The sequence below is a fragment of the Muribaculum intestinale genome (assembly GCF_002201515.1).
GTDB lineage: Bacteria > Bacteroidota > Bacteroidia > Bacteroidales > Muribaculaceae > Muribaculum > Muribaculum intestinale.
Genome location: NZ_CP021421.1, coordinates 2,733,322 through 2,759,184 on the forward strand (window position 1 = coordinate 2,733,322; position 25,863 = coordinate 2,759,184).

A 25,863-nucleotide genomic window follows, 5' to 3' on the forward strand; every position below is an offset into this window, starting at 1 on the left:
TTATTTATATATTGAAGTACAAGAGAGATTTTGTGTAAATTCAAGTCCGGAGTCAGTCTAAATCCGGAATTTCTGTGATTGGGGCGTCGCTCCATAATTCCTCGAGATTATAATGTTCCCGGACGTCGGGTAGGAAGATATGGACAAACACGTCTCCGTAGTCAATGACAATCCACTGCGAGTTCTGATATCCGTCGTAGTTGTAAGGCTTAGCTCCGCAATGTTCCTGCACGTATTCCCGCACACTGTCGGCAATTGCATCGACTTGAGTAGGTGAGGAGCCTTGGCAGATAATGAATGTATTGGCGGCAGAACCCTCTATGTGGCTGAGATCAACAACGGCTATTTTTTTGCCTTTGCGCTCCTGGATTCCCTCGATTATTAATTTTATAATTTCTGATTTGTGAGTCATCTTATGTCTATTGGAAGAATCGTTAATTTTAACACAAAGATAAAACAAATTTCTGACTTTGCAGCAAACTTACATATATAACAACAGTTAAACCAAAAATGTCGGAAAGATGTTGGGCGTAATGTGAAATTTTTAATTCGAGTCGGTTAAATCCTACTCATAGCGCATTGATTTGGCCGGGCTGACAGAAGCAATAAGGCGTCCAGGAATTAGAAGCACACACCATGCGATTGCAAATACGCCGACATTAAGTGCGATTATTTGCCAAAGGTTGATTTCTACCGGTACGAAATCAAGATAATAGGCATCGGGATCAAGCGGAACAATATGGAAATGCTGTTGCAAAAGCATGAGACCAAGTCCGATTGCATTTCCGATAATCATGCCGTATGTCACAAGACGCCGGCCAAGAAGAGAGAATATGTGTGTCACTGACTTATTGGATGCTCCAAGCGCTTTTAGAATGCCAATCATGCGCACTCGTTCCAGTATTATTATGAATAATGATGATACAAGTGTGAATCCGGATACCAGTCCCATCAGCAGCAGTATCACGATTACATTTGTGTCAAGCAATGCAAGCCAGTTGAAATACATCATGCCTGTCGATGTTACAGCCGATATGCGATACATTCCGTCGAGGCGTCCTGCCCAGGCTTCACGCATCATAGCTTCCTGTAGCTGTAGTGCGCCTTCGTCAATGTTGTCAGTATCATTCATGTAAAGGTCTATGCGATTACCCTGAAGAGTATCAAGACCGTTTACTCCCTGGATGAATTTAATAGGGGAGTATGCATATATTTTGTCGTAATCCGAGAAGTGTGTATCGTATATGGCGGCTATCTGTGGACGTCTTGTACGTATTCCTTCGTCGGTAAAGAAATACGTAAAGACCCGGTCTCCACGGTTAAGACGTAGCTTTTCAGAAGTAATCCGTGATATTACGATTGAGTTCTCAAATGAGTCGGCCGGCCAACTGCCGTCGATTATTGATTCCTTTATGAAATCTGTTCCTGGGCCCGGAGTAAGTCCGCGCAGTACAATGCCTTCGAAGTCGGAATCGGTCTTTATCACCGCAGGGTGTTCCATCACGAGTTCCGCATCGTGGAATATCCCGGTGCCGTCGATAATGTCATGTAGCTGTGGGGAAAATGTCAGTACCGAGGTGGTCTTTGAGTCCTCGGGAATATAAGTGGCATCAGATGCTGCAAGTATTGATACATGTGCGTCAAAGCCCATGATTTTTCTGCGGATTTCGTGCTTGAATCCGGTCACGATACATAAAGCAGCCATCATTATGGCCATTGCCAGCGCTATGCCGGAAATGGCCATAATGATGCTTGTCGCTGTGCCGCCTCCATATCCGGAGAGACGCATGCGTGAGGCTATCAGGCGTTCATATGTCATGGCGCGGCATATGGTTGTCAAGAATTGCCAATATGGCCCGGATATGCTTTCAGGGCTTCCTGTAGCACTTTCATCGCTTTTGCAAGATCATCTTTGCAGAGCACGTATGCCATTCTGACTTCATCGCGACCCATGCCTTCGGTTGTGTAAAATCCTGATGCCGGAGCCATGAATATTGTCTGTCCTTCGTATTCAAATTCTTCAAGACACCATTCACAGAACCGGTCGGCATTGTCGACCGGGAGTTTGACTACCGTATAGAATGCGCCCATCGGAATCGGGCTATAGCATCCGGGAATCTTGTTGAGCTGGTCAATAAGGAATTTACGTCGGTCAACGTATTCGTTGTATGTGGCAAGCATGTAATCCTGAGGGGTGTCAATTGACGCTTCGGCTACAATCTGTCCGAGAAGAGGAGGGCTCAGACGGGCCTGGCAGAACTTCATTATATTTTTCTTCAGTTCCTGATGCTTGGTGATAAGGGCTCCGATACGTATTCCACATTCGTTGTATCTCTTTGATACAGAGTCGATGAGTACAACTTTGTCTTCTATGCCCGGGAGATGAAATGCCGAGATATAGGGCGCACCTGTATAGCAGAATTCGCGGTATACTTCATCGGAGTATAGAAACAGGTCGTATTTCTTGACCAGGTCACGAATCTGGAGCATCTCCTTCATCGTATACAGGTATCCAGTAGGGTTGTTCGGGTTGCATATCAGAATGCCTTTGGTCTTAGGCGTGATGAGTTCCTCGAACTTCTCAATCGGAGGCAGGGAGAAACCCTCGTCGATGGATGAGGGCACCGTTATGATTTTTGCGCCGGCCGAAATGGCAAATGCCATATAATTAGCATATGCTGGCTCCGGTACGATAATCTCGTCGCCCGGATCAAGAGTTGCCATGAAGGCAAAAAGTACAGCCTCGCTTCCTCCGGTAGTGACGATTATGTCGTCCGTATCGACTTCAATGTTAAAGCGGTGATAATATTGACGGAGTTTTTCGCGCAGCGACAGCAATCCCTCCGAAGGACTGTACTCAAGCACTTTTCGGTCGATATGGCGCAATGCCTCTAATCCTTCTTCAGGGGTGGGTACATCAGGCTGACCTATGTTGAGATGGTATACCTTTATACCGCGTTCTTTAGCCTTATTGGCCAGTGGAACAAGGCGACGTATAGGAGAAGCCGGCATCTCGGTGCCGCGCTGTGATACTTTTGGCATGATTCTATGTAATGCTTAGAGATTGTGGAGATTATGGCCCATCCGGTCTTTTTTAGTGCGCATGTAGCGGAGGTTGTATGGATTTGGCTCAATTTCGATTGGAACATTCTCTACGACTTCGAGCCCATAGCTCTGCAGGCCGACGCGTTTTACCGGATTATTTGTCATAAGGCGCATCTTGCGCACGCCGATTTCTCGGAGTATCTGAGCGCCCACTCCATAGTCGCGTTCATCAGCGAGATGACCAAGGCAGACGTTTGCTTCGACGGTGTCCATGCCATTTTCCTGGAGTTTGTAGGCTTTCATTTTTTCCATCAGACCGATTCCTCTGCCTTCCTGATTGAGATAGACCACGGCACCGCGGCCCTCTTTTTCAATCATCTGGAGCGCTTTGTGGAGCTGGTCTCCGCAGTCGCAGCGCATGCTCCCGAATATATCTCCGGTGGCACAGGATGAGTGTACTCTTACGAGTGCGGGTTCGTCGCTGCCGGCCAGGTCGCCTTTTATTATTGCTATATGCTCAAGGCCATTGCTCTTCTGCTTGAACGGAATCAATCGGAAATGTCCGTATTCGGTAGGCATGTCTACCTCGACGCCTTTCTCAACGAGCGATTCCTGCTTCAGGCGATATGTAATCAAATCGGCGATGGATATCAGTTTCATGCCCCATTCATCGGCTTTCTGCCGCAGTTCTGGCAGGCGTGCCATTGAGCCATCGTCGCTCATAATCTCCATAAGCGCGGCGGCAGGCTGTAGGCCGGCCAGCCGTGCAAGGTCTACGGCAGCCTCGGTATGCCCCGAGCGCCGCAGCACTCCTTTGTCCTGGGCATAAAGCGGGTTGATGTGGCCAGGGCGACCGAATGTGGCCGGTGTCGAATCGGGGTCGGCAAGGGCGCGTATTGTGGCTGCACGGTCATGGATGCTTACACCGGTGGAGCACCCTTCAAGTTTGTCGACAGTGACTGTAAACGGAGTCCCGAGCACTGAGGTGTTGTCAGTAACCTGGTGCTCAAGTTCGAGCTCTTTGCAGCGTGATATAGTAAGCGGAGCACAAAGTACGCCTCGGGCATTTTTCAGCATGAAATTGACCTGCTCGGGTGTAATCTTTTCTGCCGCAACAATGAGATCGCCTTCGTTTTCTCGGTCTTCGTCATCAACTACGATTACAAAACGTCCCTCGCGGAAATCGGCGATGGCTTCATCGATTGAGTCAAGTCGTATATTATCCATTTCGTATAGTATTTCAGCTTTAACTTTCAGTTGGTAAAACAGTATTGGTATGAGGGGGAGTGTTGAGCAGTGAAATCAGTTCGTTGTCGGTCACTTTTATATGTTCGAGCTGTTCACGCAAATGGCGTTGCTGTTGAAGTCCGATTATATAAAGCGGAATGCCGACCGGCAACAATATGATAAACATCCAACTGAGCAACTTGTTGGACGACGGGTGATAAAACCACAGGCTGAGCAGTTCGGGCAGTTCCATGAGCTTAAGTATTATCAGACGTTCGCGTGAGTTGGAGAGGTAGTCGACCATCTGCTCCAGTTCTGCTCTGATTGTGTGGAGCCGGATGCTGTCATATCCGTTCTGCCAGTATTGTAAGTAGCTCTGTCTTGGTGGATTGCTCTGCAAAAAGTCGGAAATAAGTGTGTTGAGATTGTTTATTTTGGATATGGCAACGGACAGGTCGACCTCATTTATGACCACTTCCTTAAGCTCAAGTTTGCGCATCTGGCTTCGGCCTATGAGTTTGCGGAAGAAATTGGCATAGGCGTCACGATTAAATACAGCCGAGTCATTTACCGCTTTATATGTAAAGAATACGCCTAATGGCAATAGGACAAATGTAGACAGCCACATGCCTTCCCATACTTCAAGCCGGCCTTCGCGGGCCATCTTGTAGCCGGTATTATCAATAATATAGTAAAAGATAAACAGGAATACCGATATTACCAGAGGCATTCCGAGGCCGCCTTTGCGTATGATGGCGCCAAGGGGCGCTCCAATGAAAAAGAATACAATGCATGCCATGGAAAGAGTAAACTTTTTCATGAGCTCAATGGCGTGACGGCGTATTACACGTCGGTCGTCATTCATTGTATATGACCGGAATTCAAAGTCCTGGCGGGAACGCTTGGCTTTGTCAAGAGCCTGATTGAGGTAGCTTTTGGTGAATGCCGGATTGGAGCCTGAGAATATCGAATCGAGATTGAGCGGGGCGACCATGGCCACAGGAGGCTGGGGGATAGCTCGCATGCCGGTGTCGGTCGACTCATACTTATAGTAACTTAATCCGAAATAGCGTTGTGTCTTGATATCATGACCGTATACATCGCCTACGCTGTCGACTCTTGCTGTCACTGAGTCGATGGTGGCCTGTAGTTCCGCTATGTTTTTCCCGACATACTGGTTGCGCATTCCGCTTTCGTCCATTCTGTTGAAGTTGGCATCAAAAGCGATAAGCACCTCTTTGTCATTGAATGTCTCACGGCGATATGGAACATTCTGAGAGGAGAATGTAGATCCCTGTTCCCTAAGATTCTCAAACTGCTCACCGTTCCAAAGGTTTAATATAAGGTGCGATTTGTCATCAGTCATGCTTATCTTGCCTGAATCGGCATAGATTATTGTGGCATTGTCGGTGCCTTTTGACACGTTGTAGATGAGAAGATCGTTCAAAATCCCGGTTTCGCGGTCCTTATGCTTCACATAAAGGTTAAAGCCGGTAATCTGGTCGTAAAACACCCCTTCCGGTATCTCCAGCTCCGGAGATTTCTGTTTCATTGAGTAGAGCAGGGTATACATTTTTGCCTGGGCTACCGGCAATACATTGTTCTGAAAAAAGAACGCTCCTATTGCCACGATAACCATAAGGGCAATCAGCGGGCGCATGGATTTGATAAGCGACACTCCGGAGGCTTTCATGGCCGTAAGCTCAAACTGCTCTCCGAGATTGCCGAATGTCATGAGTGAGGCCAGAAGAATCGCAAGAGGCAGAGCCATCGGCACCATCGTAAGGGCCGCGTAGAAGAATAATTCGCCGATTACGCTCATTTCCAGGCCTTTGCCTACAAGGTCGTCAATATATCTCCATAGGAACTGCATCAATACGATAAAGAGGCATATCAGAAAGGTCATGACAAACAGCGGCAGAAAGCTCTGTAGCATGAATAGATATAGTCGCTTTATACGTAGCATATCAGATGTTGGTGGATGTTTAAATCGGTTAAATCAAGTGACAAATTTAAGCAATTCCGATTAACTGAGCAAATCGAAAGGGAAAAGCAATATTATTAAGGAGCAATGATGGACTCTGGCGATGTGTTGATGTTTCATATAATGAGAAATGGGGATGATTGGATTCTTAAATAATAAATCCGGTCATCCCCAATGATGTCGTAGTGTGGCAATTATGTCGCAGGGTTATTGTAGCCTATAGCCTTTATTGTTGATTTTAAGCGAAGCATACATGATTGTGGCCAGAGCGATGAAAAGGCCGATACTGCCAGTAAGCAATGCGTAGGTCTCAAGGCATAAAAGCACATATATGAATGTGTAGATTATACTAAGTACTATCCCGATTGTGATAGATACGCGCCTTGACTGTACGACGCCGAGCATGTAGATGCTTATTAGTCCGATTGTCATTATTGCAGCAATCAGATAACTGAGTCCGAACTGCATATGCTCTGACAGCGATAGCAACAGGGAATAGAATAGTATGAGAGCGAGTCCGATGAGAAGGTACTGGAACATATTGATTGGGTGCTTCACTATTATTTCTGCAAAAAGTACGGAAATGAAGGTGAGCAGCACTACGATTATAGCATATTTCATGGCACGTGATGTCTTCTGATATCGATCTACGGGAACGAGCATGTTGGTGACTACGGCCGAACGTGATATCTTATATGGTTTATCGCCTATAAATGACTGGGGATAGTCTCGGTTGATAGAGTTGACAATCCATTTGGCAGAGAAACTGTCGGCCTCAATGTTGCGTTCGGTAGGGATTACCATTCCTGAGAAGGATGGCGACTTGCATATTCCTGCCATTGAAATCGTGCTTTCGGCTCCGATAGGAGTCACTCCTAACGATTGCGATCCTCTGATATGCATGATAATAGAATAGGGAATGGTGGCCGATGCGGTGGAATCGATGGAAATCGATGCTTGCATGCATCCTGATGTCGATGAGGTGTAATCATCGATGTCGACTACTTCTACTTCGTATTCTGTTTGAGAAAATTTGGTATAATCCGTATTATTGTTGAAGGTCACATTTACATATACATCCTCGTCTGATGTGCCGTCGAGGGTATACTCTGTCTGCCCTATCTTAATGGGGTTGATTGTTTCCACACCTTTAAGGTCACCGATGCCGACGGTCACATACGCTTTGCTGAAAAGCATTCTGTCGACGGGGATTCCTGTGGTTTTCAGGGCATGCATGTCAAACTCGCCATTCAGAGTTACGTCGGCGTTATATACGGTAGTTTCGTATATACTGCGGCTGAGTGTCTGGGATTTTATGTCGGCGCATGCGTTAAGTGTCGCGGGCAACAGTCGGATTGTTCCGCCGATGGAGTCTTTATTCCTGTTGTTTTTAGTAATGTATGGTATGGAAATTATCGGGCCTGACAGTAGCTGAGGGCCACTCCATGATTTTGAGATTTCCTGTGTCGTCTCTTTTTGCCGGTCAGCTCTCTCGTCATTGAGCGAATAGATAATCATATCGGGGATGAGGAGCAGGAGAGACAGCAATACGATAAATAGAATCTTGAGGCTTATAGATTGGCGAGGTGCCGTTCCGGTATGCGCGGGAACAAATTGAGGCGGAATCGAAGTGGAGGAAGGGTGGTGTGGCGGCCGGGGGATAGGTGGAGGAGTGCCGCCCGGAGGTGGATTCTGATTCATGTTTTCCGGATTTATGGGTTAATTTATTTGTCATTTGGATATGAGCGGTATTGTCGTGGAGATACTCCGGTGAGGTGTTTGAAATATTTTCCAAAGAATGACTGGTTGGCAAAATTAAGGCGGGTGCTGATTTCTTGTATCGTCATTCCTGTGTTGCGAAGCAATTTCTTTGCTTCCATTACCACATATGAATCAATCCAGTCTCCGGCAGTGCGTCCGCTTGCCTCTTTTATCATGGCCGACAGATGTTTGGGACTTACAAAAAGTCGTTCGGCGTAATATGCTACGGAACGTTCGGCGTGGAAATTCTCCTCTACAAGCTGAATGAAGCCGAATAACAGGGCGTCTTTGCGTCTCATTGAGCTTGGCGTGCGGTCTCCCATGTGTGATGAGTAGAGGCTCAGTGTCTCAAAGAACAGAGCTTCAAGCAGCGAACGTACTATATCGGTGCGAAATCCGTTGTTTGTGATGCCGTATGCCCGTCGTTGAATAAGATTTCGGATTTCAATCTGCTGAGCTACATCGGAGGATGTCAGGCTGATTACGGGGTGGTCATGGAAATGGGTGAGAGAGGGAAGTATCTGCGTGAGACCCGGTATTGTTTCTCCGAAAAACCGGGTGGATACCATTATGGCATGTCCGCTGAAGTCAGGCGATGGTGTGTAGCTGTGAAATACGTGTCCGGGGCGCATTACAATCAGCGAATTGGCTGTAAGGGTGTGGCTCCGGTTGTCATAGTTGATTGTAAGGCTTCCATGCTCGCAAAGTATGGACAGGAAAAAATCAATTCTCAAAGGAAATCGAAGTCCCTTGATTTTTGATACATCGCTGAAAATTGCGATATTGTCGATATTCCCGGCAATTGGAGAACCTGCGGGAATGTGGTCGATTGTCTTAATCTCCATAGGCCGAAGTTGTGATGAAGAGATGTTGATGCAGGTGAAATCCGAGGTACGTATAAAAATACAATACTTTTGCTCATTGCAAAAATATGCAATCTTTGCGATATATTGCAAAATCAATCCTTAATGAATGTTATTGGAGCGTTTTTTCATGATGTACTTCGGCGTATCCTATATTTATGCAGCGGTTGTGTCGGTTGAAAAAAAGATGTAACTTAGGGGTGGAAAAAGATATTCGACATGCATGCTTATATTACGATATATGTATTTTTTTTAATGGCTCTGTCCGCTGTCTCCTGTAAGCCGGAGCATAGTCGTGGCTTTGCTTATGATTCAAGTTCTGATTATGAGAGACTGTTGGTGCGACTAGACAAGGAACTCGTAAATCGTGATGCGTATGTAAGCGCGCGTAATGCTCGAATTGATTCTTTAAGAATGGTTAGAGAGACTGCATCATCGGGCGACAGTCTGATGCTTACTGTTGAAATCGCAAATTTGTATAGAGGATTCCTGACCGACAGTGCGCTTGTGGAGTGTCGGCGTGCCGAGAGGCTGGCTCATAAACTTGAAGATAGCGACATTGAATTCAAAATGCGGCTCGAGCGCATTCAGCAGATGCCTTTGGTAGGATTCAGCCATGGCGCTATAGCGGAGTTTGAGTCATTTACTCTGGATAGCCTGTCGAATATACATCAGGCAATGGCTCTGTGGGCTGGGCGGCAGATGTACAGTTATATTGCAGCTCAGTTTCCTAATTTCCCTGATGAACAGAATCGTTGGAATAATAAGGCTACGGAACTGCAGGAACGTTTGGTTGGCATGCTTGAGCCGGATTCACCGGATATGCTGCTTAATGCCGGCGAATGCGAGTTTATGAAAGGAAATGATGCAAGGGCATATGCCATTCTTACGGAATTGCTTGAACGCATTGATATTAACTCAAATATGGCGGCTCGCGTAGCATCGCTTGTCGGACAGATTTCCTCTCGGCAGGGTCGTGTTGATGAGAGTATTCATTATCTTGCTCTTTCTGCAATCGCCGATGTGAGGTCAGCGACCCGTGAGGTCACATCTTTGCAGCAGCTTGGAATCGCCATGTACGACAAAGGGGAGATTGAGCGAGCCGACTATTATTTGCAGGAGGCTTTGGCCAGTGCTGTAGAGTGTCACGCGGCGATGCGTATGCTACAGACATCTGAAGCTATTCCTGTTATTTCCGCTGCCGGAAGGGATGCCGACAGTCGCAATCGTATCCGGCTTTATTGTGCGCTTGTACTGATGGCTTTGCTTGCCGTAGGACTGATATTGTTGATTGTTAAATTGCGGAGTGAAATGCGGCATCAGCAGGAACTCCGGAGTAATCTCGAGATTACCAATCATGCTAAGGAAGTATATATGAGTGAGTTTGTCTCCCTTTGTACGGTGTATATGAACAAACTTAATCGGTTCTGTGAGATTGCGGCTCGAAAAATTGCTACGGGTGCAACAGATGAACTGTACCGTATGACTAAGTCAGGACGTTTTGCCGAAGAGCAAAGTCGTGATTTTTATGCTACATTTGACAATGCGTTTCTGCATATATATCCCGATTTCGTCGAACGGGTAAACGAGTTGTTGCGCGACGACAGTAAGATTGAACTGGACGCCGGTGAGCGTCTGAATACCGATTTGCGTATTCTTGCATTCATCAGACTTGGTGTCGAGGACAGTCCTAAGATAGCTCAGGCGCTGAACTATTCGGTAAATACAATATATTCCTATCGTAACCGATTGCGCAATCGGGCTATTAATCGGGATACTTTCGATGAGGACATCATGAAAATTGGGTGATGCATTTCCGTGCAATAAACTTTTTCCGTTAAAACAGGGTTATATGTTAAAATATCTGCTAAGGTGGCGTTATGATAGGATTACTTTGGCAGTGTATTGAGAAGCAACATTATTAACCCCTATTATTAAAAATGAATGTCTATGAAAAGTAGCGGAACAACTTTTATCGCAGGACTTATTCTGGGCGCTCTTACAGGAGTCGTAGCAGAACGATATACACGTACAACATCACGCGGACGTCAGATTAGACGTGAGGTAAATCGTGCTATCCTTGATCTTTATGGCAGTGCGGAACAACAGCTCGGGCGTGTGAAGGAATTCACTCGTGAACATGTGCCGGCTGTTGGTAAAAAGACGGAGGTTGCTGAGTAACCCGGCGTGAATGATAATGGATTTCAATAAAACTACAGGGGGTGACATCTTTTGATGTCACCCCCTGAGTGGTTTTTTCAATATTTATGTGGGCAAATCAGCCGTTGGCTTACTCTGCTGCAGCTTCTTCTGCGGGAGTTTCCTCTGTAGCTGCCTCTGCTGCGGCTGCCTCTGCTGCGGCTGCCTCTGCTGCCTCTGCTGCCTTGGCGGCTTCAGCGGCTGCGATTTCAGCTTTCTTTTTTGCTACGGCCTCTGCCTTTGATTTGTTGACTGCTTCCTCTGCTTCCAGACGAGCCTTGAGGGCTATCTCTTTCTTGGAAGCCATGTCGGCTTTCAACGCATCTACATTTGCCTGACGCTGCTGCTTCCATGCGTCGAAACGGCGCTGGGCTTCAGCTTCATCAAATGCGCCCTTCTTTACACCACCCTGAAGGTGCTTCATCAGGAGCACGCCTTCATTGCTGAGGATGCTGCGTACGGTGTCGGTGGGCTGTGCGCCTACGTTGAGCCAATACAAAGCCCGCTCGAAGTTCAATGTTACTGTAGCAGGATTAGTGTTCGGATTATAAGAACCTATCCTTTCAATAAATCTACCATCTCGTGGTGCCCTGCTATCGGCGATTACAATAGGATAAAACGCATAGTTCTTGTGACCATGACGCTGTAATCTGATTTTGGTTGCCATTAAATTGTTGTTAATTAGTGGTTTTGTATTGTTTGCGTTTCCGATTAGCTCTGTAAACCGGAATTGCGGTGCAAAATTACTTATTTTTATTGAGATTACAAAATGATTCTGGTCATGGCTTGCAAAGTTTTTTTCTTATTGAAAAGTGGTACTATAGCTGAATTATGATTCGTTAACATGTCTTGGCGTTATCCTGCTGTTTTGCTGTACGGTTGTACGATGAAAAATTGTGGATATTGCATAAAAAAGCACAATGCGGGCATTTTTCTTCTGAAACAATTTCGCTGTTACAAAGAATAACGCTAAATTTGCGATACTTCTCTTCGGAATTTTGAAAAATATGATATGACCAAAAATTAAATAAGTTTAACTTTTAACCAACAAAGCAAATGAAAAGAGTCTATACGTTCGGCGATGGCAAGGCCGAAGGTAATGCCGAGATGAGAAACCTTCTCGGTGGCAAGGGTGCCAACCTTGCTGAGATGAATCTTCTGGGTATGCCTGTGCCTCCGGGCTTCACCATTACTACCGAAGTATGCAACGAATACACTCTCAACGGTAGTGAGTCTGTAGTAAAGCTGATACAGGAAGAAGTAGAGGCCGCTATAGCTCATGTTGAGACTCTCACAGGAAAGAAATTCAATGATCCTGCCAATCCTCTCTTGGTATCTGTACGTTCAGGTGCGCGCGCATCAATGCCCGGCATGATGGATACCGTGCTCAATCTGGGAATGAACGACGCTACTGTAGCTTCTCTTGCAGAAAAGAGCGGAAATCCCCGTTTCGCATGGGACAGCTATCGTCGTTTTGTGCAGATGTACGGTGACGTGGTTCTTGGCATGAAACCCAAAAGCAAGGCCGACATTGATCCGTTTGAGGAGATTATGGACAAGGTCAAGGCCGAAAAAGGCGTCAAACTTGACACTGAGCTGGATGTTGAAGACCTGCAGAATCTCGTGAAACTCTTCAAAGCCGCTGTAAAAGATTTTACCGGAAAAGACTTCCCCGACAGTGCATGGGAACAGCTTTGGGGTGGCATCTGCGCTGTGTTTGACAGCTGGATGAACGAACGTGCTATTCTCTATCGCCGCATGAACCAGATACCGGAAGAGTGGGGTACTGCCGTTAATGTTCAGGCCATGGTATATGGCAACATGGGCGACAATTCTGCAACAGGTGTGGCTTTCAGCCGTGATGCAGCTACAGGCGAAAACATATTTAACGGCGAGTATCTTATCAACGCACAGGGCGAGGATGTCGTTGCCGGTATCCGTACTCCTCAGCAGATTACAGTTGAGGGAAGCCGCCGTTGGGCAGCCCTTCAGGGCATCACTGAAGAAGAACGTGTGGAGAAATACCCCTCGCTCGAAGAATCGATGCCCGTATGTGCCGCTGAACTTATCGCAATCGCCAACCGCCTGGAAAACTATTACAAGGACATGCAGGATATGGAGTTCACAATCCAGGACGGTAAGCTCTGGATGCTCCAGACACGAAATGGCAAGCGTACTGGCGCTGCTATGGTCAAGATTGCCATGGATCTTCTCCGTGCCGGTGAGATTGACGAAAAGACAACACTTCTTCGCATGGAGCCTCAGAAACTTGATGAACTTCTCCACCCTGTGTTTGACAAGGCTGCCCTGAAGCGTGCCAATGTCGTTGCCAAGGGCCTCCCCGCATCTCCCGGTGCAGCTGCCGGCCAGATTGTATTCTCTGCCGAAGAGGCTGAGGCATGGTCGGAAAAGAAGAAGAAAGTGGTTCTGGTTCGTATCGAGACCTCACCTGAAGACCTCCGCGGTATGGCTGTGGCTCAGGGTATCCTTACCATGCGTGGCGGTATGACCTCTCATGCAGCCGTTGTTGCCCGTGGCATGGGTAAATGCTGTGTCAGTGGTGCCGGCGAAATCAAGGTCGACTATAAGGCCAAGACTGTCGAAATGGGTGGAAAAGTATACAATGAGGGCGATTGGATTTCTCTCAATGGTTCTACCGGTGAAGTTTATGATGGACAGGTGCCCACTGCCGAGCCTGAACTTGGCGGCGACTTCGGCGCAATTATGAATCTCGCTGCAAAGTACACCAAGACCCTTGTGCGCACTAATGCAGATACACCCCGCGACGCTAAGCAGGCACGTCATTTTGGCGCTCAGGGTATCGGTCTCTGTCGTACCGAGCATATGTTCTTCGAAGGCGACCGCATCAAGGCTGTACGCGAAATGATTCTCGCCAGCGATGTTGAGGGTCGTCGTCATGCACTTGACAAACTCCTCCCGATGCAGCGCTCTGACTTCGAAGGAATCTTCGAAGCCATGGACGGTTTCGGCGTTACCATCCGTCTGCTTGATCCCCCGCTGCATGAGTTTGTACCTCATCAGACTGCTACTCAGAAAGAGCTCGCCAACGAGATGGGACTTACCCTTGAGGAGGTTAAAGCTAAGGTTGACAGTCTTGAGGAGTTCAACCCCATGCTCGGACACCGTGGATGTCGCCTCGGTATCACATATCCCGAAATTACCGAAATGCAGACCCGTGCTATCATTGAGGCTGCTCTCAATATGAAAGCCCGTGGTATAAAGGTATTCCCCGAAATCATGATACCGCTGGTTGGTACTCTTAAGGAAATCCAGAATCAGGCTGATGTCATCAACATTACCGCATCCAAGGTATTCGAGGAACGTGGAGAAAGCGTTGCTTACAAGGTCGGTACTATGATTGAAGTACCCCGTGCGGCCCTTACCGCTGATCAGATTGCTACCGTAGCCGACTTCTTCTCGTTCGGCACTAACGACCTTACTCAGATGACATTCGGTTACTCTCGTGATGATGCTCCCAAGTTCCTTAAGTTCTACAAAGAACATGGCATTATCAAGACCGATCCTTTCGAAGTCCTTGACCAGGAGGGTGTTGGTCAGCTCGTACGCATGGGTGTAGAGAAAGGCCGTGCTACCAAGCCTGAACTTAAGGTAGGTATCTGTGGCGAGCATGGTGGCGAGCCCAGCTCCGTTAAGTTCTGTGCCAAGCTCGGCATGAACTACGTCAGCTGTTCTCCCTACCGCGTGCCTATCGCCCGCGTAGCTGCGGCGCAGGCCGCCATCGAGGATTAATCCTTAGTAACTGAAACCAAACAATTAGGTCGTAACACCTTGCTTTGCAGGGGTTACGGCCTAATTTACTCTTAGACCTCCCGCTCATTCCGACACGCTTTCCGAGCAGTATGAACGGAAATGTTTAGAAATTGCTTAGACTTTTTATCCCCTCTGCTTAGAGCGTGTTTAGAGCGATGTTTAGAGCGTTTAATCAGCCGTAAATCTCTGATTAATAAAAAAAAGCCCACAGGCATCAAATATTAATCATATATCAAACAAGAGAGTTATGGCAACCCTAAGACCATGCGTTCAGAAGCAACGCTCGGACGGCTACTATCCCGTCTACATCCGGGTCATACAAAACAGAAAACCCGGGTATATCAAAACCGACAAACTAGTCGCACCCTCCTCGGTGACCAAGACCAAGGAAATTCGCGACAACGAAGTACTACGCTACTGTACTCAGCTCATCTCCGACTATACACGTCGTCTCAATCTTCAGGATACGTCTATCTGGACTGTTCAGGAAGTTGTGTCATTCCTACAGACGAAAGAGAGCGATGCGAGTTTCACAGACTACGCGAAGCTCCACATCAACCGAATGATCAATTCAGGTCACGAGCGCAACGCCAAGAACTACAAGATGGCTGTGCAGAGTCTGGAGCGATACCTTGGCACTAACCAAATAATGTTCTCCTTCCTTTCATCCTCCGTTCTTCAAAGGTGGATAAAGACGCTCATGACCAAGGCGCGTTGTAAGGAGATGTATCCTGTCTGCATACGTCAGATATTCAAGGCAGCGATTCTTGAACTGAACGATGAGGAGAAAGGGATAATCCGTATCAAGTTCAATCCATGGCTGAAAGTCTCCATTCCAAAGGCTGACAAGGCTGAACAAAAGGCTATCAGTGCCGAGGAATGTCGAGAGTCCTTCAACCGTCCTCTGCCAAAATCAAAAATGCTCTCCCCTCTGCCGGAGTTCGGACGTGACGTGGCGAAACTTGTACTTTGCCTCGGCGGCATCAACACAGTTGATCTCTACAACATGAAGAAGGTCGACTACTACAACGGCATCCTTCATTACAAGCGAGCAAAGACCCGCCACAGTCGTTCCGACGAGGCGTATATGGAAATGCGCGTCGAACCGTTCATCCAGCCTATATTCGACAAGTATCTCGCCGAAGAAGATGACGAATATCTCTTCATCTTTCATCAGCGATACTGCGACTCCGACAGCTTGTATCTAACATTTGAAAAGGGACCCGGATAGCATTTGAAAAGGGGACCACCCGGGATGGGGATGCAAAGATAATTATATTTGTTGAGTCATCATTTCCTGAGTTTCTTTCATGCGGTATGATTTGCCTGTCATGTTAAGCAGTATAGCCTTGTGGGTCAGGCGGTCTACCATTGCGGTGACCAGTACTTTGTCGTCAATAATCTCGTTCCAGCGGTTGAAGGCGAGATTGGTTGTGACGACGGTCGTCTTCTTGTCGGTGCGGAGGGAGAGATGGTTAAAGAGCATCTCTGCGCCGGCCTTGTCGCAGGAGACGTATCCGAACTCATCACAGATGACCATGTCGTATCTCTCGAACTTGTTTTCCAGCGACCGGAGTGTCAAAGCGTTGCGGCACTCGCGTATCTGCGTGAGCAGTCTTGGCACGGATGTGAACAGCACCGAGTGTCCGGCATTACATGCGGCGATACCGAGAGCTGTCGCCAGATGAGTCTTGCCTGTTCCGGGATTGCCGTATAGAATGAGGTTGCGTCCGTTTTTGATGAAGTCGAGTGTCTCGAGTGTCGGGAGCGCTTTCCGGGCATCGGCGGGCAGAGCGTCGGTGTCGATTTCGTTAAGATAGCGAAGTTGCGGGAACCCTGCGTTTTTGATGCGGTGACGGCGCTGGTTTTCAGAGCGGTTCTCTTTTTCGCGCCGGAGCAGTTCGGCTGTAAACCGCCATAGGTTCCATTGTTCGTCGGCGCTCTGCTGTATAAGCAGGTCGATGTCGCGCCGCACAAGCGGGAGTTTAAGGTCGAAAGCGCATGAGCGAATGAGCTCCCGAAGTCCGTCACGGTCTGTTTCATGTATGTCTGTCATTGTCATTCAGTGTATTGGTTGTTTTTTGGGGGGGTATTCAGTCTGCCTGCGATGCGCGGGTATATTCCATAAATGATGAAAGCATGTCAAGGGTATGGCTTGCCGAACTTTCTATTTCAGCCTGTTGCGGGTCGGGAACGTTCGTTGCCGCGATATCGGCGGTTGACTGCATATGTCCTTCCGCCGAGATCATCTGAGCCTGTATCTGTTCAGATGAGAGGCGCTGGAGCCCGCGGGACGAAAGACTTGTGGCGGCACGGACGATGTCAGTGTATGCCAGATTGTTGTCGCGGGTGAACACAAGCAGTTCTATGAAGCTTCGCGGAGACTCGCGGAAGTGTTCGCGGTAAAGCGCCGCCACCGACGGATGTACCTGTTGCAGAGCCACAGACCGCCCCAGAGCGGCCGGTTTGCGCAGGAATGTACCCAGATAATGCATCAGGTCGATGACCCAGTCGCCGGAGCGTCGGCTTCGGGCATGATTGGCCACCTTGTCGCGTCCGTAAAGCACCACGATGCGCTCGGAATACAGCTTTACCGCCACCTGCGAGCCCACCAGACGGTCGGGCACAGAGTAGTGCACTCCGTCAACGGTTATCGTTGAATACTTTCCGACGCGGTACAGCCGCTGCTCGAAGCAGCCGATGTCACCGTGGTCCAACGGACGTAGCGCCGCCAGATCGGCCTGTATGCGCAGGCGTTTTTCTTCCGCCGACATGTTGGACGCCTCTGTGTTGAGCCTGTCGCAGACTGCCGCCAGATGCGTCTGCGCGGCATCCAGGGAGTCAAACCGGACCTCGAACGAGAATGCACGACGCCGGATATATTCCACCGAACGTTCCACCTTGCCTTTTTCCCATCCCGAGCGAGGGTTGCAGAAATGGGGTGTGAAACAGTAGTGTACCTCCATGCGCAGCAGCGCATCCGTGTGCTCGCGGTCGCGCCCGAGGAACTTCTTTACGGCGGTACGCATGTTGTCATAGGCCATCACGCGCGGGGTGCCCCCCAACTCCCGGAAGCAGTTGCGGTGGGCTTCCATAATAGCCAGGGTATCTTCGCGCGAAAACAGATATGCCTTGCGCATATTGCTGTGGTCGAGGGTGAATACCGCCATGTGAAGGCGAGTCCTGACTCCACCGATCCACAGGGTAAGCACGCCCCAGTCGAACTCGCAACGGAATCCAGGCTCATAGTCCTGACGGATATATGCCTTTGCAGGCTTTTCTTGCGACTTCGGCGCTGCCTCCAGCGCACGGACATACTGACATACTGTGGAATAGGCGATACGCACGCCATCGTCCTGAAGACGTCGCCACATATCGAGCTTGCGCATCTGCTGCTTGTGCAATCCGGCAGCGACGTTCTCCCGGTTGCGGGCGATAAAACCATCGATGCGACGGCGGACATCATCGGTCACAACACGCCTGACGCGTCCGCTGCTGTCATACTTCGGCCTGGTCAGCAGATAATCGTCAACCTCCCGCTCTGTCGGTGACGGGCCGGCCTCTCTCTCGAACTCGCGCAGATACTTGCGCACGGTCTTGCGGCTCATGCCGTTGCGGCGCGCTATCTCGCGGATGCTCATCCCCTCGCGGCGATGAGACAGAATAATGGATGTTTTTTCCTCCATGTGTAGCATTTTGTGGAATCGTTGATGTCGTTCTTTCTAATCAACGATATCCGGTTGAACTTACCCATGGGGTGGGTCCCTTTTCAATTGCTCTACCTGGGTCCCTTTTCAAATGTTAGATGCACCATATGAAATTGCCGAGAGTACCGGTCTTCTGCTGGAAGGCGGCAAGCGAACACATTTCAGACTCTCTGATCTCCATCTCTCTTGTGTCGCCATACTCATTTATGAGCTTGAAGAGGCGAGTGCCGTTGTTGTCATCGCTGATGTGGAACAACGGCTCCATGATGAAATTGGAGATTATCACCGGATCTTCCTCTTCGCTCCCTATTGTATAGTAGCAGTTGTTACGGATGAAGAGCCCGGCTTTACGGAGGTCTTCGATTTTCTGTTGCCTCTCATCAGTGGGAGCATCTGATTCCTTATTCCGTTGGGCAATGCCACGGGCCATTGTGACGGCATCGCGCCACATCTTCACTTTACCGTGTATCTTAGAGAGCTGCTCGATTATCTGGGACTGAGTAAGGGAATCCTTCACATAACGCAGCAGGTCGGCTATCTCCGACACTGCGTTCCGTTCCTTCTGAATTGAGTCAGCCTCGAAGAAACGCTTCTCGGCCAGCCATACGATGAAATACTTTTCCGACAATGAGGTGAAATCAACAGCGGTTTTCAGATAACTGTCGGCATCATTCTTGCCGGGCTTTATTTTCACGGCATCATCCGGCACACCGTCGGGATATAACTCCTTCAATTCCTCATCCGTAAGTTCAACTTCCGCGAAAGGAATCTCTCTTACTGTGACATCAAACCCTTTGCGTATGGCCTCGGCTCCGTTCTTTATCACGGCGATAAAGCCTGGGCCGAACAACTCTCCCTCCTTTACATCGGAATCAGGTACAAAGGTGATTGCCTGATAGTATTTCTTCAGTTGCTCGAACTGGTGGTCGGTCCATGATGTTCCCAGTGTCGCCACGGTGTTATCATATCCGAGTATATTAAAGCGCATGACATCCGGCGCGCCCTCGACGATAATGACATTGGCGGCATCCCTCACTCTGGAAGCCCTGTCGATTCCAAAGATTGTATCCCCTTTGGTGTAGATCTCCGAATTGTCGGAATTGATATATTTTGCGGCCTTGTCATTGGTGCCGATATATCGACCGGTGAAAGCGATGACTCGCCCCCAGCGGTTGCGTATAGGAATGATAACACGTTCACGGAATGCGGTATAAATCTTTTCCTTGTCCTCCTTGTCCCGTTTCAGCAGACCGAGTTCAATCAGTAAATCCGTATCTACCGCCTTTCTTTTGCAGTATTCCATGAATGCACGGCCATCCTTCGGAGCATATCCCACTCCAAATGTAGAGCAAAACTCCTCTGGCCAGCGACCATAGGCGTATGCCTGGGCTGCATCTAACATTTGAAAAGGGACCCAGGTAGAGCAATTGAAAAGGGACCCACCCCATGGGTAAGTTCAACCGGATATCGTTGATTAGAAAGAACGACATCAACGATTCCACAAAATGCTACACATGGAGGAAAAAACATCCATTATTCTGTCTCATCGCCGCGAGGGGATGAGCATCCGCGAGATAGCGCGCCGCAACGGCATGAGCCGCAAGACCGTGCGCAAGTATCTGCGCGAGTTCGAGAGAGAGGCCGGCCCGTCACCGACAGAGCGGGAGGTTGACGATTATCTGCTGACCAGGCCGAAGTATGACAGCAGCGGACGCGTCAGGCGTGTTGTGACCGATGATGTCCGCCGTCGCATCGATGGTTTTATCGCCCGCAACCGGGAGAACGTCGCTGCCGGATTGCACAAGCAGCAGATGCGCAAGCTCGATATGTGGCGACGTCTTCAGGACGATGGCGTGCGTATCGCCTATTCCACAGTATGTCAGTATGTCCGTGCGCTGGAGGCAGCGCCGAAGTCGCAAGAAAAGCCTGCAAAGGCATATATCCGTCAGGACTATGAGCCTGGATTCCGTTGCGAGTTCGACTGGGGCGTGCTTACCCTGTGGATCGGTGGAGTCAGGACTCGCCTTCACATGGCGGTATTCACCCTCGACCACAGCAATATGCGCAAGGCATATCTGTTTTCGCGCGAAGATACCCTGGCTCTTATGGAAGCCCACCGCAACTGCTTCCGGGAGTTGGGGGGCACCCCGCGCGTGATGGCCTATGACAACATGCGTACCGCCGTAAAGAAGTTCCTCGGGCGCGACCGCGAGCACACGGATGCGCTGCTGCGCATGGAGGTACACTACTGTTTCACACCCCATTTCTGCAACCCTCGCTCGGGATGGGAAAAAGGCAAGGTGGAACGTTCGGTGGAATATATCCGGCGTCGTGCATTCTCGTTCGAGGTCCGGTTTGACTCCCTGGATGCCGCGCAGACGCATCTGGCGGCAGTCTGCGACAGGCTCAACACAGAGGCGTCCAACATGTCGGCGGAAGAAAAACGCCTGCGCATACAGGCCGATCTGGCGGCGCTACGTCCGTTGGACCACGGTGACATCGGCTGCTTCGAGCAGCGGCTGTACCGCGTCGGAAAGTATTCAACGATAACCGTTGACGGAGTGCACTACTCTGTGCCCGACCGTCTGGTGGGCTCGCAGGTGGCGGTAAAGCTGTATTCCGAGCGCATCGTGGTGCTTTACGGACGCGACAAGGTGGCCAATCATGCCCGAAGCCGACGCTCCGGCGACTGGGTCATCGACCTGATGCATTATCTGGGTACATTCCTGCGCAAACCGGCCGCTCTGGGGCGGTCTGTGGCTCTGCAACAGGTACATCCGTCGGTGGCGGCGCTTTACCGCGAACACTTCCGCGAGTCTCCGCGAAGCTTCATAGAACTGCTTGTGTTCACCCGCGACAACAATCTGGCATACACTGACATCGTCCGTGCCGCCACAAGTCTTTCGTCCCGCGGGCTCCAGCGCCTCTCATCTGAACAGATACAGGCTCAGATGATCTCGGCGGAAGGACATATGCAGTCAACCGCCGATATCGCGGCAACGAACGTTCCCGACCCGCAACAGGCTGAAATAGAAAGTTCGGCAAGCCATACCCTTGACATGCTTTCATCATTTATGGAATATACCCGCGCATCGCAGGCAGACTGAATACCCCCCCAAAAAACAACCAATACACTGAATGACAATGACAGACATACATGAAACAGACCGTGACGGACTTCGGGAGCTCATTCGCTCATGCGCTTTCGACCTTAAACTCCCGCTTGTGCGGCGCGACATCGACCTGCTTATACAGCAGAGCGCCGACGAACAATGGAACCTATGGCGGTTTACAGCCGAACTGCTCCGGCGCGAAAAAGAGAACCGCTCTGAAAACCAGCGCCGTCACCGCATCAAAAACGCAGGGTTCCCGCAACTTCGCTATCTTAACGAAATCGACACCGACGCTCTGCCCGCCGATGCCCGGAAAGCGCTCCCGACACTCGAGACACTCGACTTCATCAAAAACGGACGCAACCTCATTCTATACGGCAATCCCGGAACAGGCAAGACTCATCTGGCGACAGCTCTCGGTATCGCCGCATGTAATGCCGGACACTCGGTGCTGTTCACATCCGTGCCAAGACTGCTCACGCAGATACGCGAGTGCCGCAACGCTTTGACACTCCGGTCGCTGGAAAACAAGTTCGAGAGATACGACATGGTCATCTGTGATGAGTTCGGATACGTCTCCTGCGACAAGGCCGGCGCAGAGATGCTCTTTAACCATCTCTCCCTCCGCACCGACAAGAAGACGACCGTCGTCACAACCAATCTCGCCTTCAACCGCTGGAACGAGATTATTGACGACAAAGTACTGGTCACCGCAATGGTAGACCGCCTGACCCACAAGGCTATACTGCTTAACATGACAGGCAAATCATACCGCATGAAAGAAACTCAGGAAATGATGACTCAACAAATATAATTATCTTTGCATCCCCATCCCGGGTGGTCCCCTTTTCAAATGCTATCCGGGTCCCTTTTCAAATGTTAGATACAGACTCACTCACCGGTTACTGCAATCGTGAGTCATTTGCCTCACGATGCGTGTGACTCACGCAAAACTCACGCTCATGTGCCGAACTCCGCTATATTATGCCGGATAGGGCAAAAAGAAAAACGCTGGAAATCAAGTGATTTTCAGCGTTTTGCGGTGGAAGTCCGTACTTCCTTGTGATCCGCCTGGGAGCAGCTATTTGAAATATCGTAGAATTTAATTAGAATCGTATTTAATATATAATCCACTGATAATAGACTGTTTTACTGCGAATTTATTTTAGTGGATTACAAACCGTGTTTCATTCTAATTTTGTTAGATTTCATTTAGGAGGACAAAAGGAGGACAAAAATTTGCTTCGGAGGACAAAATGTATTACCTTTGTATTGTAGCACCTGAACATTAATATTTCTCTCCCATGGCAACAATCCAAAGAAGTCTCTCGACAAAGGTTAACGATAATGGCAAGTCTGAAATAATGCTTAGACTGAGCCTATCGAAGAATGACAAAATCCGTATCAAGTCCGGTATTTTTGTCCTTGCATCACGATTCAAGGATGGCGCATTTATAAAACCTCGTGCCAATCAGCAGGAGATTGCAGAACTGCGAGATACAGAAGACAGACTCATATCGCTTGAAAGATTTTTAATCGGGTTGAGCGAAACTCACCAAATAAAAGAACTCACCAAAGATTTCATCGCTAAAGAAATTGATCGATGGCGCAATCCCGAAAAGTATGCGCCGAAAGAGGTAAAGTCGAAGAAGCTGTCATTCGATGATATTATAGATGAGTTTCTCAAGCAGAAACAGTTGTCGGAACCACGCGAGAGGCATTACCGTGTCCTTCAGCGTGCATTGCATCGTTTCGAATTGTATCAGCGTCTGACAGAGAAGAAATCCTACAAGTTCTCTTTAGACACCTGCACAACAGAGGATATTTATGCTTTCGAGGCTTTTCTTCGGGCTGAGCCGGAACTGTATGACCAGTATCCTAACATCTACAAGTCTTTCCCTTCCATTACCCACAAGACGCACAAGGTAAAGAGACCAAAACCGAGAGGCGACAACTACATGGTGACTTTTACGAAACGCTTCAAGGCTCTGTTCCATTGGTGCCATGCCCAAGGAATCACCATGAATAATCCTTTTGTAAAGTATGTTAGTTCAGTCTATGAGAAATACGGCACTCCTATCTATATTAAGGATGAAGAAGTGTTGCAGCTTGCCGATTTCGATTTCTCATACAACAAGCACCTTGACACGCAGAGGAATATATTCATTTTCCAATGCTGCATCGGATGCCGTGTGGGTGATATGATGAAGATGACACCTGCAAATGTAATCAATGGCGGTGTAGAATACATTGCCTCCAAGACTGCCGATGAACGCCCGGAAACAATTCGTGTTCCGCTCTCGGACAGGGCGCAGTTCATCATTGACAAACACCGTGAGGAAGTCAAGGATGGTCGGTTGCTTCCGTTTATATCCCAGCAGAAATATAATGAGGCAATCAAAGAAATTTTTGAAGCGGCAGGAATAACACGACTTGTTACTCGCCTCAACCCGACCACCGGCATTGAGGAACAGGTGCCTATCAATACCATCGCAACCAGTCACATGGCACGGCGTACTTTCGTAGGCAACCTCTACAAGAAGGTGAAAGACCAGAACCTTGTGAGTGCATTGAGCGGACATTCCGTAGGTAGCAAGGCTTTCGCAAGATACCGCGAGATAGACGAAGACATGAAGCGTGAGCTTGTCAATGTCATGGGATATTGAGATAGATACAGTTATAGCATAATATTTGCTAAATTTGCATTATGAACACCGAGAATCATAACACTGAATATAAGCGGATTTGGAAGGACGAGTACCTCAAGTGGGTGTGCGGCTTCGCTAATGCGCAGGGTGGAAAGATATATATTGGCATTGACGATGATATGTCTGACATTGGCGTTACGCATCTGCATCAGTTGCTGGAGGATATTCCCAACAAGATTGTGACGATGTTGGGTATCGTTCCTTCTGTCAGCCATATAGAGCGCGATGGGAAAGACATAATCGAGATTGACATTGAGCAGTCTAACATTCCTATCTCCTATAAAGGAACTTTCTATATGCGGAGTGGTGCTACTAATCAAGAGTTGCGCGGACTGGCATTGCAGCAGTTTCTAATGAAGAAATTCGGCAGAAGCTGGGAGGATATGCCTTGTTATGGCGCGACAATCGACGATATAGACCCGGAGGCAATCCGGTACTTCTTGAAGAAAGGTATCAAGGAGAAACGAATGTCGCCCGATGCTGAAAATTCTACGCCGGAGGAGGTAATCTCAAATCTTGGACTGATGGAGGATGGCGTTCCGTGCAATGGCGCTATCTTGCTTTTCGGCAAGCATCCTCAAAGGCGTTTCGTTACATCTGCTTTCAAGATAGGTCGTTTCGGTTCTACTAATTTTGATCTGTTAAGTCAGGAGATTGTTGACGGCAACCTCATACAGATGCCGGAAAGAGTTATGCGCGTTCTGGGCGAGAAGTATCTGATACGCCCTATTCACTACGAAGGCTTGCAGCGCATAGAGCCGCTTGAACTTCCTGAGGAAGCATTACGAGAAATCATCTGCAACTCAATCGTTCACCGCGACCATCAGGGCACATGGACGCAGATGAGCGTTTATAGTGACCACATCCGACTTTGGAATGAAGGCAAGCTGCCGGATGACTTATCCGTCGAGAAACTTATGGGCAAGCATACCTCTCAGCCTCGTAATCCCAAAATGGCAGAGGCATTTTATCGTGCCGGATTCATCGAGGCATGGGGTCGAGGTATTGAGAAGATTGTAAACGGCTTTAAGACCGATGGTCTAACTCCACCCACTTTCTCGGTCGAGCAAGGAGGTGTTACAGTTCACATCCCGCGTGAAAAATTTGTGGCAATCAATATGGGAGGGACTACAGACATCAACCAGTTCAAAGGTTCAGGGAGTACTGATACAAAGAGTGACCAGAAACCGAACCAAACCGAACCAAAACCGAACCAAAACCGAACCAAAACCGAACAGAAAAATCGAATTGTCGAATTAATAACAGCGAATCCTACGATAACGAGGGCTGAATTATCGAAAGAGTTGAACTTACATGAAAGTAGTGTTCAACGACGTCTTGATGCTCTTGTGAAGGAAGAACGTATTCGACATATTGGGCCTACTAACGGCGGAACATGGGAAGTAATAGACCAATAGTAGCAGAAATCTCTTATGCTTGAATTTCAGCTACACAATATTGGCA

17 protein-coding genes and 2 pseudogenes are annotated in these 25,863 nt (G+C 48.6%); 8 read left to right on the forward strand and 11 right to left on the reverse strand.

The window, feature by feature from the left end; genetic code table 11:
- Window positions 1-52: 52 nt before the first annotated feature.
- From rsfS to ADH68_RS11185, 7 genes are all read right to left on the reverse strand, one after another.
- Window positions 53-412 (reverse strand): ribosome silencing factor, encoded by a 360-nt coding sequence (gene rsfS, locus ADH68_RS11155; protein ID WP_068960746.1) that lies wholly within the window; start codon window positions 410-412, stop codon window positions 53-55.
- 153 nt (window positions 413-565) lie between these two features.
- The gene (locus tag ADH68_RS11160; RefSeq protein WP_068960745.1) at window positions 566-1,819 is read right to left on the reverse strand and encodes an ABC transporter permease; all 1,254 of its coding nucleotides are present in this window, start codon (window positions 1,817-1,819) and stop codon (window positions 566-568) included.
- 17 nt (window positions 1,820-1,836) lie between these two features.
- Entirely contained in the window at window positions 1,837-3,042 is a 1,206-nt protein-coding gene (locus ADH68_RS11165; protein ID WP_068960744.1) for a pyridoxal phosphate-dependent aminotransferase, read from the reverse strand.
- A 15-nt stretch (window positions 3,043-3,057) separates the two neighbouring features.
- Window positions 3,058-4,272 carry a bifunctional 3,4-dihydroxy-2-butanone-4-phosphate synthase/GTP cyclohydrolase II gene (locus tag ADH68_RS11170; protein ID WP_068960743.1) on the reverse strand — a complete coding sequence of 405 codons (1,215 nt, stop codon included), beginning with the start codon at window positions 4,270-4,272 and terminating at the stop codon, window positions 3,058-3,060.
- Between the two features lie 19 nt (window positions 4,273-4,291).
- Window positions 4,292-6,238 carry an LptF/LptG family permease gene (locus ADH68_RS11175; RefSeq protein WP_198161560.1) on the reverse strand — a complete coding sequence of 649 codons (1,947 nt, stop codon included), beginning with the start codon at window positions 6,236-6,238 and terminating at the stop codon, window positions 4,292-4,294.
- A 225-nt stretch (window positions 6,239-6,463) separates the two neighbouring features.
- Window positions 6,464-7,957 (reverse strand): cell envelope integrity protein CreD, encoded by a 1,494-nt coding sequence (gene creD / locus ADH68_RS11180; protein WP_084274018.1) that lies wholly within the window; start codon window positions 7,955-7,957, stop codon window positions 6,464-6,466.
- 23 nt (window positions 7,958-7,980) lie between these two features.
- On the reverse strand, window positions 7,981-8,862 hold the full coding sequence (locus ADH68_RS11185) for a helix-turn-helix domain-containing protein (RefSeq protein ID WP_068960740.1): 882 nt from the start codon (window positions 8,860-8,862) through the stop codon (window positions 7,981-7,983).
- Between the two features lie 237 nt (window positions 8,863-9,099).
- On the opposite strand from ADH68_RS11185, the gene ADH68_RS11190 reads away from it, so the two are divergent.
- Both ADH68_RS11190 and ADH68_RS11195 read left to right on the forward strand, forming a co-directional pair.
- Window positions 9,100-10,689, forward strand: coding sequence for a DUF6377 domain-containing protein (locus tag ADH68_RS11190; RefSeq protein ID WP_157517402.1), 1,590 nt, complete (start codon window positions 9,100-9,102; stop codon window positions 10,687-10,689).
- 141 nt (window positions 10,690-10,830) lie between these two features.
- Window positions 10,831-11,061, forward strand: coding sequence for a YtxH domain-containing protein (locus ADH68_RS11195; protein WP_107042909.1), 231 nt, complete (start codon window positions 10,831-10,833; stop codon window positions 11,059-11,061).
- 109 nt (window positions 11,062-11,170) lie between these two features.
- Here ADH68_RS11195 and ADH68_RS11200 read toward each other — a convergent pair whose 3' ends face one another.
- Window positions 11,171-11,746 carry a 30S ribosomal protein S16 gene (locus ADH68_RS11200; RefSeq protein ID WP_068960737.1) on the reverse strand — a complete coding sequence of 192 codons (576 nt, stop codon included), beginning with the start codon at window positions 11,744-11,746 and terminating at the stop codon, window positions 11,171-11,173.
- A 389-nt stretch (window positions 11,747-12,135) separates the two neighbouring features.
- Between ADH68_RS11200 and ppdK the strand changes: the two genes are divergently transcribed.
- Both ppdK and ADH68_RS11210 read left to right on the forward strand, forming a co-directional pair.
- Complete coding sequence (gene ppdK / locus ADH68_RS11205) at window positions 12,136-14,850, forward strand: pyruvate, phosphate dikinase (protein ID WP_068960736.1); 2,715 nt, start codon at window positions 12,136-12,138, stop codon at window positions 14,848-14,850.
- Window positions 14,851-15,118: 268 nt separating this feature from the next.
- Window positions 15,119-16,069: pseudogene (locus ADH68_RS11210) on the forward strand (phage integrase SAM-like domain-containing protein); the annotation flags it as partial.
- A 75-nt stretch (window positions 16,070-16,144) separates the two neighbouring features.
- Here ADH68_RS11210 and istB (ADH68_RS11215) read toward each other — a convergent pair.
- The 3 genes and pseudogenes from istB (ADH68_RS11215) to ADH68_RS11225 all read right to left on the reverse strand — a co-directional run.
- Window positions 16,145-16,927, reverse strand: coding sequence for an IS21-like element helper ATPase IstB (gene istB, locus ADH68_RS11215; protein WP_068961956.1), 783 nt, complete (start codon window positions 16,925-16,927; stop codon window positions 16,145-16,147).
- Between the two features lie 37 nt (window positions 16,928-16,964).
- The gene (gene istA / locus ADH68_RS11220) at window positions 16,965-18,566 is read right to left on the reverse strand and encodes an IS21 family transposase (RefSeq protein WP_235606676.1); all 1,602 of its coding nucleotides are present in this window, start codon (window positions 18,564-18,566) and stop codon (window positions 16,965-16,967) included.
- Between the two features lie 115 nt (window positions 18,567-18,681).
- Window positions 18,682-19,968 (reverse strand): annotated as a pseudogene (locus tag ADH68_RS11225) (toprim domain-containing protein); the annotation flags it as partial.
- A gap of 115 nt (window positions 19,969-20,083) precedes the next feature.
- On the opposite strand from ADH68_RS11225, the gene istA (ADH68_RS11230) reads away from it, so the two are divergent.
- The 4 genes from istA (ADH68_RS11230) to ADH68_RS11245 all read left to right on the forward strand — a co-directional run bounded on the left by istA (ADH68_RS11230) (window position 20,084) and on the right by ADH68_RS11245 (window position 25,817).
- Window positions 20,084-21,685 (forward strand): IS21 family transposase, encoded by a 1,602-nt coding sequence (gene istA, locus ADH68_RS11230; protein WP_068959738.1) that lies wholly within the window; start codon window positions 20,084-20,086, stop codon window positions 21,683-21,685.
- A 37-nt stretch (window positions 21,686-21,722) separates the two neighbouring features.
- Complete coding sequence (gene istB / locus ADH68_RS11235) at window positions 21,723-22,505, forward strand: IS21-like element helper ATPase IstB (RefSeq protein WP_068961956.1); 783 nt, start codon at window positions 21,723-21,725, stop codon at window positions 22,503-22,505.
- A 490-nt stretch (window positions 22,506-22,995) separates the two neighbouring features.
- Window positions 22,996-24,357: a site-specific integrase gene (locus ADH68_RS11240; RefSeq protein ID WP_068960733.1), complete on the forward strand. Its 1,362-nt coding sequence runs from the start codon at window positions 22,996-22,998 to the stop codon at window positions 24,355-24,357.
- Between the two features lie 41 nt (window positions 24,358-24,398).
- Complete coding sequence (locus tag ADH68_RS11245; RefSeq protein WP_068960732.1) at window positions 24,399-25,817, forward strand: ATP-binding protein; 1,419 nt, start codon at window positions 24,399-24,401, stop codon at window positions 25,815-25,817.
- Window positions 25,818-25,863: the final 46 nt, after the last annotated feature.